The sequence below is a fragment of the Amycolatopsis sp. NPDC003861 genome (assembly GCF_053605405.1).
In genome coordinates, this window is the sequence record NZ_JBSGJD010000290.1 from 1 (window position 1) to 11,143 (window position 11,143).

At 72.4% G+C, this 11,143-nt stretch carries 12 protein-coding genes; 4 read left to right on the forward strand and 8 right to left on the reverse strand.

What is annotated here, in order from left to right; all coding sequences use genetic code 11:
• Positions 1–37 precede the first annotated feature (37 nt).
• The 3 genes from ACWEVN_RS41785 to ACWEVN_RS41795 are packed head-to-tail and all read right to left on the reverse strand — an operon-like array spanning position 38 to position 2,620.
• Complete coding sequence (locus tag ACWEVN_RS41785; RefSeq protein WP_452054976.1) at positions 38–844, reverse strand: PHP domain-containing protein; 807 nt, start codon at positions 842–844, stop codon at positions 38–40.
• Between the two features lie 16 nt (positions 845–860).
• Positions 861–1,484 (reverse strand): response regulator, encoded by a 624-nt coding sequence (locus tag ACWEVN_RS41790; protein WP_452054969.1) that lies wholly within the window; start codon positions 1,482–1,484, stop codon positions 861–863.
• Positions 1,481–2,620: a GAF domain-containing protein gene (locus tag ACWEVN_RS41795; protein WP_452054970.1), complete on the reverse strand. Its 1,140-nt coding sequence runs from the start codon at positions 2,618–2,620 to the stop codon at positions 1,481–1,483. The genes ACWEVN_RS41790 and ACWEVN_RS41795 overlap by 4 nt, the downstream gene beginning before the upstream one ends.
• 84 nt (positions 2,621–2,704) lie before the next feature.
• Here ACWEVN_RS41795 and ACWEVN_RS41800 point away from each other — a divergent pair, with 84 nt between their 5' ends.
• Positions 2,705–5,440: an FAD-binding and (Fe-S)-binding domain-containing protein gene (locus tag ACWEVN_RS41800; RefSeq protein ID WP_452054971.1), complete on the forward strand. Its 2,736-nt coding sequence runs from the start codon at positions 2,705–2,707 to the stop codon at positions 5,438–5,440.
• On the opposite strand, the gene ACWEVN_RS41805 is transcribed toward ACWEVN_RS41800, so the two are convergent.
• Genes ACWEVN_RS41805 through ACWEVN_RS41820 form a run of 4 tightly spaced genes read right to left on the reverse strand, consistent with a single transcriptional unit; the run spans position 5,441 to position 7,958 of the window.
• Complete coding sequence (locus ACWEVN_RS41805; RefSeq protein WP_449686446.1) at positions 5,441–6,001, reverse strand: TetR family transcriptional regulator; 561 nt, start codon at positions 5,999–6,001, stop codon at positions 5,441–5,443.
• A gap of 43 nt (positions 6,002–6,044) precedes the next feature.
• On the reverse strand, positions 6,045–6,242 hold the full coding sequence (locus ACWEVN_RS41810; RefSeq protein ID WP_452054972.1) for a ferredoxin: 198 nt from the start codon (positions 6,240–6,242) through the stop codon (positions 6,045–6,047).
• A gap of 4 nt (positions 6,243–6,246) precedes the next feature.
• Positions 6,247–7,452, reverse strand: coding sequence for a cytochrome P450 (locus ACWEVN_RS41815; RefSeq protein WP_452054973.1), 1,206 nt, complete (start codon positions 7,450–7,452; stop codon positions 6,247–6,249).
• Positions 7,449–7,958, reverse strand: coding sequence for a PadR family transcriptional regulator (locus ACWEVN_RS41820; protein WP_449686449.1), 510 nt, complete (start codon positions 7,956–7,958; stop codon positions 7,449–7,451). The genes ACWEVN_RS41815 and ACWEVN_RS41820 overlap by 4 nt, the downstream gene beginning before the upstream one ends.
• 117 nt (positions 7,959–8,075) lie before the next feature.
• Between ACWEVN_RS41820 and ACWEVN_RS41825 the strand changes: the two genes are divergently transcribed.
• Both ACWEVN_RS41825 and ACWEVN_RS41830 read left to right on the forward strand, forming a co-directional pair.
• Positions 8,076–9,266: a cytochrome P450 gene (locus tag ACWEVN_RS41825; RefSeq protein WP_452054974.1), complete on the forward strand. Its 1,191-nt coding sequence runs from the start codon at positions 8,076–8,078 to the stop codon at positions 9,264–9,266.
• Between the two features lie 2 nt (positions 9,267–9,268).
• Positions 9,269–9,484: a ferredoxin gene (locus ACWEVN_RS41830; protein ID WP_208630229.1), complete on the forward strand. Its 216-nt coding sequence runs from the start codon at positions 9,269–9,271 to the stop codon at positions 9,482–9,484.
• On the opposite strand, the gene mtnA is transcribed toward ACWEVN_RS41830, so the two are convergent.
• Positions 9,441–10,430 carry an S-methyl-5-thioribose-1-phosphate isomerase gene (gene mtnA, locus ACWEVN_RS41835; protein WP_449686452.1) on the reverse strand — a complete coding sequence of 330 codons (990 nt, stop codon included), beginning with the start codon at positions 10,428–10,430 and terminating at the stop codon, positions 9,441–9,443. The two genes, ACWEVN_RS41830 and mtnA, sit on opposite strands and share 44 nt — an antisense overlap.
• Before the next feature lie 46 nt (positions 10,431–10,476).
• Here mtnA and ACWEVN_RS41840 point away from each other — a divergent pair, with 46 nt between their 5' ends.
• Positions 10,477–10,875, forward strand: coding sequence for a RidA family protein (locus ACWEVN_RS41840; protein ID WP_452054975.1), 399 nt, complete (start codon positions 10,477–10,479; stop codon positions 10,873–10,875).
• Positions 10,876–11,143: the final 268 nt, after the last annotated feature.

An 11,143-nucleotide genomic window follows, 5' to 3' on the forward strand; every position in this document is an offset into this window, starting at 1 on the left:
CGTGAGTGGTAAGGCGGGTTCTAACCCGCCTTACCACTCACGACCGGCGGGAGCGGAGTGCGGCGAAGACGTCGGGCGAAGTCGTGCACTCGCCGAGGCGGACCGGCTTGCGGTCGCCGTGGAAGTCGCTCGACCCGGTGGCGAGCAACCCCAGATCGGCGGCCACTTCCCGGAGCCGGTCGCGGACGTCCGGCGGCTGCTCCGGGTGGTCGACCTCGATCCCGGCGAGTCCCGCGGCGGCGAGCGCGCCCAGCTGGGCGTCCGACACCGAAGCACGCCGCTTGACCGAGCGGGGATGGGCGAGCACCGCCACGCCGCCGGCCGCGCGGACCAGCGCGATCGCGTCCACAGTGGACAGGACGTGCTTGGGGACGTCCGCCCGCCCGCCGTCGGCGATCCAGTCGGACGTGAAGGCGTCGGTGATGCCCGCCGCGGCCAGCGCCGCCGCGATGTGCGGACGGCCCAGCGGCGCACCCGCGGCGATCGCTTCGACCTGCGCCAGGGTGATCGGCGCCCCGAGTTCCCGGCAGCGCTCGACCATCCGGACCCCGCGGCGGACGCGGTCGGTGCGGATCAGCTCCAGCTCGGTCGCCAGCGGCGCGGAGGACGGGTCGACGAAGAGGCCGAGCAGGTGCACCTCGAACTCGTCCAGGCGGCACGAGATCTCGACCCCGGGGACGAGCTCGACGCCGGCGGCGGCCGCGGAAGCCTCGGCCAGGCCCGCGAAGGTGTCGTGGTCGGTGAGGGCGAGCACCGCCAGCCCGGCCTCGGCGGCCAGCCGCGGGAGCAGCGCCGGTGGCGTCGTCCCGTCGGAGGCCGTGCTGTGCGCGTGCAGGTCGATCATCACCCGGCCGAGGATCTCACAGCAGCCCTGCTTCGCTGGCCTTCCCGATCGCTTCGACGCGGTTGCGCGCGCCCAGCTTGTGCAGCGCCGACTGCAGGTACGTCTTCACCGTGTTCCGCGCCAGGCCCGTCGACTCCGCGATCTCCGGGTTCGTCTGGCCCTGCGCGGCCAGCCGCAGCACCTCGTACTCGCGACGGGTCAGGCCGCTGCGGGCCAGCGCGTCCGACCGCTGCCCGGCGTCGGGGAGGATTCGGGGGTCGACGACGCGCTCGCCGCGCAGCACCCGGCGCAGCTCGGTCACCAGCTGCGCGCCCGCCGCGTCCTTGAGCAGGCAGCCGTGCGCGCCGGACTCCAGCGCGGCCAGCACGCCCTGGTGGTCGCCGTGCGCGGTGAAGACCACGATCCTGCCCTCGGGGTGCACCCGCCGCAGCTCGGTGACGACCTCGGGCGCGAGCATGTCCGGCAGCCGCAGGTCGAGCAGGATCAGGTCCGGGGCCAGCGACGCCACCCGCTCGATCGCCAGCCGCCCGGACTCCGCCGAGCCGACCACGTTCAGGCACGGGTCCGAGCGCAGCAGCAGCGTCACGCCGTCGCGGACCACCGGGTGGTCGTCGACGACGAAGACGCTGGCGGGGGTCACGGCCGCACCAGCGGCACCCACGCGCGCAGGGTGCAGCCGTCGTCGTCGTCGCGGACCAGGCTGACCCGCCCGCCGAGCCGCAGCGCGCGCCCGGCGAGCGTCCGCAGGCCCATGCCGGTACCGGGCACCGGGTCGGTGCCGGTGCCGTCGTCCGCGACGACCACCTGGACGCCGTCGTCGCTGGGCAGCAGGCTGACGATCACCGAGGACGCCCCGGCGTGCTTCTCGACGTTGAGCAGCCCCTCGCGGACCGCGGCGACCAGCAGCGCGGTGCGTTCGGCGTCCAGCGGCGGCACCGCGGCGAGCTGCACGAACCGGGCCGGGACGCCGCAGCGGGCCTGGAACGAGCGGCAGTGCTCGGCCAGCTCGACCGGCAGCGCCCGCTCCGGGCTGGACTCCGACAGGGCCAGCAGGGACTCCCGCAACGCGCCCGCCGCCGCGGAGACGTCGCCCTCCAGTCGCCGCAGCCGCGCTTCCAGGCCGGGGTTCCCGTGGAAGTCCTCGTGCAGGTCGCGCACCTGGACGCCGATGGAGAACAGCAGCGCGCCGACCGAGTCGTGCAGGGCGCTCTGCATGCGCAGGCGCTCGCCGGCCACCGCGGCCGTGCGGTCGGTCTCGGCCACCTTCGCCAGGTGCAGCGCCGCACCGGCCTGGCAGGCGACCTCCTCCATCCGCCGGACGGCGTCGTCACCGAAGTCGGCGGGCTCGCGCATGGCCGCGTAGGCGATGGCGACGGTCTCGCCGCGCGCGACGATCGGGACGGCGAGCAGCGCGGCCAGGCCCTCGCCGCGGACCTGGGCGTCGAAGTGGTGGGTGATCGTCGGCGCGCTGACGTAGTCGGTGACGCGGACCGGGCGGCCCAGCGCCAGCACCCGCCCGCCGACGCCCTGGCCCGTCGACACCTCGAGGTCCTGCAGGGCGTCGGTGCGGTTGCCGGACATCCAGCGGATCACGGCCAGCCCCGGCCCGGTGAGCTCGCCGACGAACCCGGCCTTCGCCCCGACCGTCTCCCGGATCAGGCGCGCGGTCCCGTGCAGCGCCGCGACCCGGTCGAGCGTGCCGAGCAGCTTTTCGCGCTCGCGCAGCAGCTCGCCCAGCACCGCGCTGTACTCGGCGACGTGCTCCTTTGCCGTCACCCGATCACGATGGCACACCGAGTGTGGTTCCGGACATACCCGGCTGGAGAGGTACGGCGGCCTCCGGTCGACTTGAATGGGGGTGTGGAGATCCTCACCGACGCGGCCACACTCGCGCTGTACACGACCGACGCGTCCAACTACCGCCACGTGCCGCGCGGGGTGGTGCTGCCGCGGACCGTCGACGACGTCGTCGCGGCGGTCGCGGCCGCGCGCGATCGCGACCTGCCGGTGATCGCCCGCGGCGGCGGCACCAGCGTCGCCGGGAACGCGTGCGGGCCCGGCCTGGTGATCGACACCTCGCGCCACCTCGGCGGGGTGCTTTCGCTGGACCCGTCGACGCGGCTGGCGCGCGTGCTGCCCGGGACGGTGCTGGACGACCTGCAGGCGGTCGCGGCCCCGCACGGCCTGCGGTTCGGCCCGGACCCGTCGACGCACAGCCGCTGCACGCTCGGCGGGATGATCGGCAACAACGCGTGCGGCTCGCACTCGGTGGCCTGGGGGCGCACGGTCGACGTCGTCCGCTCCCTGGACGTCTTGCTCTACGACGGCACGCGGCTGCGGGCAGGCCCGGGCGAACCCGCCGAAGGCCGGATCTTCGACGAGCTGCGCGCGCTGGTGCGCGACAACCTGGCGCTGCTGCGCAGGGAACTTTCGACGTGGCCGCGCCGCGTGTCCGGCTACGGGCTCGAACACCTGTTGCCGGAGAACGGCTTCGACGTCGCCAAGGCCCTCGTCGGCTCGGAAGGCACCTGCGTGACCATCCTCGAAGCGACGGTTTCGCTCGCCGAGTTGCCGCGCGAGCGGGTGCTCGCGGTGCTCGGCTTCCCCTCCGACATCGCGGCGGCGGACGCGGTGCCGTCGATCCTGCCGTGGTCGCCGCTGACCGTCGAAGGCGTGGACGCCGAGCTGGTCGCGATGCTGCCCGGCCGGGCGGGTGACCTGCCGCCGGGCGGGGCGTGGCTGTTCGTCGAACTGGCCGGGGACGACCCGGCGGCGCGGGCCCATTCCCTCGCTGCGTCGCTCGACCTGACGGGGTTCGCGATCCTCGACGACCCGGCCGCGCAACGCCGGCTGTGGCGCATCCGCGAGGAAGGCGCCGGGCTGGCGACGCGGCTCGCCGACGGCTCGGAGGCCTGGCCCGGCTGGGAGGACGCCGCCGTCCCGCCCGAGCGGCTCGGCGCCTACCTGCGCGAGTTCAAGTCCTTGATGCGGGCGCACGGCCGCCGCAGCGTCGTCTACGGGCACTACGGCGAAGGCTGCCTGCACCTGCGGCTGGACTTCGACCTATTGTCTTCGGGCGGTGTGGCGGACTTCCGGCGGTTCCTGGAGGAGGCGGCGGACCTCGTCGCCGCGCACGGCGGCTCGCTGTCCGGCGAGCACGGCGACGGCCAGGCGCGCTCCGAACTGCTGTCCCGGATGTACAGCCCGGAGATGCTGGACGTCTTCGCGCGGTTCAAGGCGATCTTCGACCCGGCCGGGCGGATGAACCCCGGCATCCTGGTCGCGCCGCGGCCGATCGACGCCGACCTCCGGGTGCGGTCGACGTCGAAGTCCTTCGAGGACAGTGTCTTCCTCGGGTACCCGGAGGACCGCGGGAACTTCGGCCAGGCGATGCGGCGCTGCGTCGGCGTGGGGAAGTGCCGCAACACCAGCGGGGGCGGCGTGATGTGCCCGAGCTACCGGGCCACCCGCGAAGAACAGCACTCGACGCGCGGCCGCGCCCACCTGCTCGCCGAGATGCTCAACGGTGAGGTGATCAAGGACGGCTGGCGCTCGGAGGAAGTCCGTGACGCTCTCGATTTGTGCCTGTCCTGCAAGGGATGTCTCTCGGACTGCCCGGTCGACGTCGACATGGCGACGTACAAGGCCGAGTTCCTGCACCAGCACTACCGGCGGCGGCTGCGTCCGGCGTCGCACTACTCGATGGGCTGGCTGCCGTTGTGGCTGCGGCTCAGCGCGCTCGCCCCGCGCCTGGCCAATCTCGTGGGCCGGTCCCGGTTGTCGGGCTTGGTGAAACGGCTCGGCGGGATCGCGCCGGAACGTTCGCTGCCTTCCTTCGCGGCTTCGCCGTTCACGTCCTCGCGCGCGGATCTCCGGCGGCGGGCATCAGGGGAGCGCCGGGTCGTGCTGTGGCCGGACTCGTTCAACAACTACCTGACGCCGTCGGTGCTGGAGGCCGCCTACGAGGTGCTCACCACGGCGGGGTACGACGTCGTCCTCCCGGATCGCGGAGTCTGTTGTGGACTGACGTGGGTGTCGACGGGCCAGCTCGGCGTCGCGCGCCGCGTCCTGGACCGGACGTTGTCCGTGCTGGCGCCCTACCTGGAGGACGGCTACGAGGTGGCGGGCCTGGAACCGAGCTGCACGGCGTTGTTCCGCGGCGACCTGCCCGCGCTGATGCCGGGCGACGCGCGTGCTTCGCTGCTGGCGTCCCGGACGTTCACGTTCGCCGAACTGCTGGAGCGGGCGCCGATCCCGTTCGCGGCCCTCGACGTCGACGCGATCACGCAGGTCCACTGCCACCAGCACGCGGTCCTCGGCTTCGGTGCCGACGAGTCCGCGCTGAAGGCCGCGGGCGTGCGCAACACGACGTTGGACTCGGGTTGTTGCGGCCTGGCGGGCAACTTCGGCTTCGAGCGCGGCCACTACGACGTCTCGAAGGCGGTGGCGGAGGACCGGATGCTGCCCGCGATCCGCGCGGCCGCCCCGGACACGGTGGTGGTATCGGACGGCTTCAGTTGCCGGACGCAGATCGCCCAGGAGTCCGGGCGGACACCGGTGCACCTCGCGGAGCTGCTGCGGCGGGCGCTGCCGTGACTATTCGCTGCGTTCGAGCAGCGTCTTGACGCCGGTGAGGACGAGCCGGCAGATGTCCTCGGGATCGGCGCCCGCCAGGGGTTCCTTCCCGGTGACCTCGCGGACCAGCGCTATCCCCATCAGCCAGGCGAGCGCGAGGTCGGCGCGCAGTTCGGCGTCCGGGGCGTCGGTCAGGGTCGCGAGCACCTCGGCGTACTCGCGGCCGACCTCCTGCCGGATGGCGGCCGCGACGCCGTCGCTGCCCGACGAGCGCAGGTAGGTCTCCAGCGCCCGGTTCTGCCGCCCGGGTTCCAGCATGCTGCGCAAGGACGTGCTGAAGAGCCGCTCGGGCGGAGTGGCGGCGAGCTGCTCCCGCCCCGACCGGGCGATGACCGCCTCGAACAGCGCTTCTTTGCTGCCGAAGTAGCGGAACAGCAGCGACTGGTTCGCCCCGGCCAGCTTGGCGATGTCCCGCACGGTCGTCCGGTCGAACCCGCGTTCGGCGAACAGCTTTTCGGCGGCGTCGAGCAACGCCAGCCGCGTCGCGGCCGCGTCCCGCCTGCGGCCGGCCTGTTCCGTCATCGAAGCAGGCTAACCGGCAAACCGGACGCGGGCGCGACAGCCCCTAGCTGCCGGACAGGCGGATCGCGGCGGCCGGGCAGGTCAGTTCGGCCTGCCGGACCGCGTCCTCCTCGCCGGACGGCGGTTGCTCGGCGAGGAGGACGACCGTGCCGTCGTCCTCGTTCTGATCGAACGTCTCCGGCGCGAGCAGAACGCACTGGCCGGACGAGACGCAGCTTCCGGTGTCGACGGTGATCTTCATCGGCTCACCACTCCACGGGAACGCGCTCGACGCCGCCGGCCACGCGGTTGGTGCGCACCGGGATCTCGTCGATCCCGACGGCGAGCCGCAGGCCGGGGAAGCGGCGGAACAGCTTGGGGAACACCGTGCGCAGCTCGGTGCGGGCGAGGTTGGCGCCGATGCAGACGTGGGCGCCGGTGCCGAAGGCGAGGTGCACGTTCGGCGTCCGGTCCGGGTCGAAGCCGTCCGGGTCGGCGAACACCGAGGCGTCCCGGTTGGCCGCGTCGCTGGAGATGAGCACGGCGTCGCCGCGCATGATCCGCGTCCCGGCGATCTCGACGTCTTCGTGCGCGTAGCGGAGCAGGCCGGTGCCGCTGGTCGCGGTCAGCCGCAGGATTTCCTCGACCGTCTGGTTGACCTGGCCCTCGGGATCGGCGGCGAAGCGGTCGCGCCGGGCGGTGTCGCTGAGCAGGAAGAGCGTGCCCATCGCGATGCGCGTCGACGTCGTCTCGTGGCCGGCGAACAGCAGTCCGGCGCCCAGCCGGGCGAGGTCTTCGTCGGTGAAGGTCGGGTCTTCGGCCTGGAACGCGACCAGGTCGGAGATGACGTCGGGCTGCGGGTCCGCGCGCTTCGTGCCGGCCAGTTCCGTCATGTACGCCATGAATTCCGCCATGGCCGCCTGGGCGTCCGCGCCGCCGTCCATCACCGCGATCCGCTCCGACAGGCCGCGGAAGTGCCCGCGGTCGGCGTACGGGACGCCGAGCAGCTCGCAGATCACCAGCACCGGCAGGGGGAAGGCGAGGAAGTCGGTCAGGTCGACGGGCCCGGCGGCACGCGCGGCTTCCATCTCGTCGAGACAACGGTCGGTCAGCTCCGCGATGCGGTCGCCGAGGGCGCGCATGCGGGGCGCGGAGAAAGCGGGCGCCAGCATCCGGCGCATCCGCTTGTGCTCGCGCTCCTCGTTCTCGAAGTCGCCCCTCGGGCCGTCCTGCACCGCGGCGTAGGAAATGCGCGACGCCTGTTCCGGCGCCGGGTGCGAGCGGCCGAAGCGGCGGTCGCGGAAGACCTCCTTGGCCTCCTCGTAGGACGTCACCAGCCAGGCGGGATCGCCGGCCGGGGTGAGCACCCGGCTGATCGGCGCCTGCCGGCGGAGGACGGCGTAGTCCGGGGCGATGGCGAGCGCGTCCGCGCGGGCGAAGGGGAGGCGGGGCGTCTCTTCGGTGGTGGTCATGCGTCTTCCCTCGGATCGGTGGTGAGCTCGGCGAGCCAGCGGAGCTCGGCGTCGAACTTCCCGAGCACGTGGTGCAGCGCGGCCCGGCTCCACGGGTCGGCCTGCCCGGCGGCGAGCCCGGTGAGCCGCGCCTGTTCGGCGATCAGTGCGGTCCTGCGGATGGCGAGCACCCGCGCCCGTTCGTGTGGGCGCAGCCAGGCGAAGTTCCCGACGCGGGCCAGGAACTCCGGTTCGTTGAGCGCCAGGTCGGCCGGGAAGTCCGCGAGCAGGTCGTGCAGCAGTTCCCGCCCGACTTCGGTGATCGTGTAGACGTGCCGCGGCGGTTTGGCCTCCTGCTCCTCGGCGCTGCGGCTCACCGCGCCCGCGTCGACGAAGCGCCGCAGGGTCGGGTAGAGCGAATTGTTCGACAGGGTGTGGCCGGTCGAGGCCTCCACCGCCTTGCGCAGTTCGTAGCCGTGCATCGGCTCGACGGCCAGCTTGGACAGCAGCAGGATCTCGATCCACACCTAGGTCACCGTAACCTAGGGTTCGGTGACCGGGCAATGGCGGATCGTGACAGGTGGAGAGAAACTGTGTAGCGTTGTAAGCAGCTGCTTACAAACCTGGAGCACGGGGGTTCCCGCATGACCGCCACCCACACCGAACCGCTCGCGTACCCGTTCAACGAGGAGGCTGGGCTCGACCTGAACGAGGCCTACGCGGCCGCCCGGGACGCCGAGGGCATGGTCCGGGTGAAGATGACCTACGGCGAGCCGGCGTGGCTGGCCACCCGGTACGCCGACGCCCGGCTGGTGCTGGGCGATCGCCGGTTCTCGCGGGCGATGGAGAAGGAGAAGGACGCTCCGCGCCGTTCGCCGGTCGTGCGGGACGGCGGCATCCTGCAGATGGACCCGCCCGACCACACGCGCCTGCGGACGCTGGTCGCGAAGGCGTTCACCATGCGCCGCGTCGAGCTGCTGCGGCCGCGCGTCGCCTCGCTGGCGTCCGAACTGATCGCGGAGATGAAGGCGGCCGGCGCGCCCGCCGACCTCGTCGACGCCTACGCGTTGCCGATCCCGGTCGCGGTGATCTGCGAGCTGCTCGGCGTCCCGGTCGCCGACCGGCCGAAGTTCCGCGTGTGGAGCGACGCGGCGCTGTCCACGAGCGGGCTGATGCCGGAGGAGTTCGAGCGCAACCGCGAAGAGCTGCGCGACTACATGCGCGGCCTGATCGCCGACCACCGGGAACGGCCGCAGGACGACCTGATGACGGCGCTGATCGAGGCCCGCGACGTCCGCGACCGGCTGACCGAGCTGGAGCTGGTCGACCTGTGCGTCGGCATCCTCGTCGCCGGGCACGAGACGACCGCGAGCCAGATCCCGAACTTCGTCTACGCGCTGCTGGACCAGCCCTCGCAGTGGGAGCGGCTGTGCGCTGACCCGGACCTGATCCCGGCGGCCGTCGAGGAGCTTCTGCGGTTCGTGCCGCTGGGCGCCGGCGCGGGATTCGCGCGCTACGCCACCGAAGACGTGTCGGTCGGCGGCGTGCTGGTCCGGGCGGGTGAACCGGTGCTGGTGGCGATCGGCGCGGCCAACCGCGACGCGCTGCAGTTCGGCGACGCGGAGAAGCTGAACTTCGACCGCCCGGAGAACCACCACCTGGGCTTCGGCCACGGCGTCCACCACTGCCTGGGCGCGCCGCTGGCCCGGCTGGAGCTGCAGGAGGCGCTGCGCGCGTTGGTCACCGAGATGCCGGGGTTGCACCTCGCCGGCGATATCGTGTGGAAGACGCAGATGCTCGTCCGCGGACCGCGGTCGATGCCGATCGGATGGTGATGATGAGCTGGGACGTGAAGGTCGACGAACACACCTGCATCGGATCGGGGATGTGCGCGGCCCTGATGCCGGAGGTGTTCAGCCTCGACGGCGCGGTGGCCCACCCGGTGACGCCGTCGGTGGAGGCCGACGAGACGGTGCTGGACGTGGCGGACTCGTGCCCGGCGATGGCCATCACGGTGACCGACGGGGGCCGGGAGATCGGTCCGCGCCCCTGAAGCTGCCCTGCTCGGTGACCACGGCGGTGACGAGGTCGAACGGGGTGACGTCGAAGGCGGGGTTGAAGACCTGCGTGGTGTGTTCGGTCAGCTCGCGGGCGTCGCGTTCCTCGATGGCGATGCCCGTGCCGTCCGCGAGCTTGCTGTCCACTGTGGATGAGGGGGCGACCACGACGAACGGGATGCCGTGGTGCTTCGCGGCGATGGCGAGGCCGTAGGTGCCGATCTTGTTGGCGACGTCCCCGTTCGCGGCGATCCGGTCGGCGCCGACGAGCACGCAGTCGACCAGCCCGCGAGCCATCGCGGCCGCGGCGGCCGAGTCGGGCTGGACGCGGTAGGGGACGTTCGCCTGGGCGAGCTCCCAGGCGGTCAGCCGGGCGCCTTGGAGCAGCGGGCGCGTCTCGTCGACGAGGACTTCTTCGACGAGCCCGCGGGCGTGCAGGTGCCAGACGACGCCCAGGGCGCTGCCCCAGCCGACGGTGGCGAGGTGTCCGGCGTTGCAGTGGGTGAGCAGCCGCAGGGGGCGCCGCGGGCACTCGGCGAGCACGATCTCGGCGGCGTGGTGCGAGGCTGCCTTGTTGAGCTGTTCGTCTTCGTCGAGCAGGGCCCGGGCTTCTTGGAGGACGGCCTCCGGTCCGTTTTTCAGGTGTGCGAGGGCCCGTTCGACACCCCAAGCGAGGTTGACGGCGGTGGGGCGTGCGTGCGCGATGCGCTCGGCGTCTCGGTGGACGTCGCCGTGGTGGTGGTCGCGGTGCTGATGGGCGGAGAGGGCCACGCCGAGCGCCCCGGCGGCGCCGAGCGCGGGAGCACCCCGGACGGCGAGCCGCTGGACGGCGTCGACGAGTTCGTCGACGGTCCGGAGCTCGAGCAGCCGGAATTCGGTGGGCAGCGCGGTCTGGTCGATGATGACGATGGCGCCGTCGGCCCAGTCGATGGTCCTGCGCACGAGCCCTCCTCGGTTTTTCGGTTGCCCGGCCGGTGAAGATGGGTCGGTGACCATTGAACGGCAGAACCCGCCGGGCTTGCACACACCACCGGGCTACCACCACGTGACGGTGACCTCGGCGCCCCGCACGGTGTATTTGGCGGGCCAGTGCCCCCTGACCGCGGACGGCGCCCTGGTATCGGACGACCTTCTTGCCCAGGTGGACCAGGTAGCGGCCAACACGGCGACGGCCTTGGAGTGCGCGGGCGCCTCCCCGGCCGACGTGGTCCGCACGGTGATTTACGTGGTGACGGAGGACCGCGCGGCGCTGACCTCGGTCTGGACCCGCCTGACGTCCTCACCGATCGCGGCCGCCTTCACCTCGGCCAGTACCCTGCTGGGGGTCGCCCAGCTGGGCTACCCGGGGCAGGTGGTCGAGCTGGACGTGACCGCCGCCCTCACCTGACAAGCCCGCCCCCTCACGCGAGATGCCCGCCCAATCACGCGAGTCCCGTTCCTGATCACGCGAGTCGCGTTCCTGATCACGCGAGATGCGCGCCCAATCACGCCAGATACGTTCCTGATCACGCGAGTCCGGTGTACCGGAACGGATGACACGCGTACCTGGGCGGACGACTCGGGGACTGTCCCAAGATCGGTGTTTCCGGCCCGACACGCCGGGCTGAGGTCCGGCGGGATGGGCACTGTGAGTGATGACATCGGAGCTTGTGAGT

Bases quoted from the DNA above. Each gene is read 5' to 3' on its own strand.
- ACWEVN_RS41785 (WP_452054976.1), bottom strand. From the start codon at position 844: ATGATCGACCTGCACGCGCACAGCACGGCCTCCGACGGGACGACGCCA.
- ACWEVN_RS41805 (WP_449686446.1), bottom strand. From the start codon at position 6,001: ATGACGGAACAGGCCGGCCGCAGGCGGGACGCGGCCGCGACGCGGCTG.
- ACWEVN_RS41810 (WP_452054972.1), bottom strand. From the start codon at position 6,242: ATGAAGATCACCGTCGACACCGGAAGCTGCGTCTCGTCCGGCCAGTGC.
- ACWEVN_RS41815 (WP_452054973.1), bottom strand. From the start codon at position 7,452: ATGACCACCACCGAAGAGACGCCCCGCCTCCCCTTCGCCCGCGCGGAC.
- ACWEVN_RS41825 (WP_452054974.1), top strand. From the start codon at position 8,076: ATGACCGCCACCCACACCGAACCGCTCGCGTACCCGTTCAACGAGGAG.
- ACWEVN_RS41830 (WP_208630229.1), top strand. From the start codon at position 9,269: ATGAGCTGGGACGTGAAGGTCGACGAACACACCTGCATCGGATCGGGG.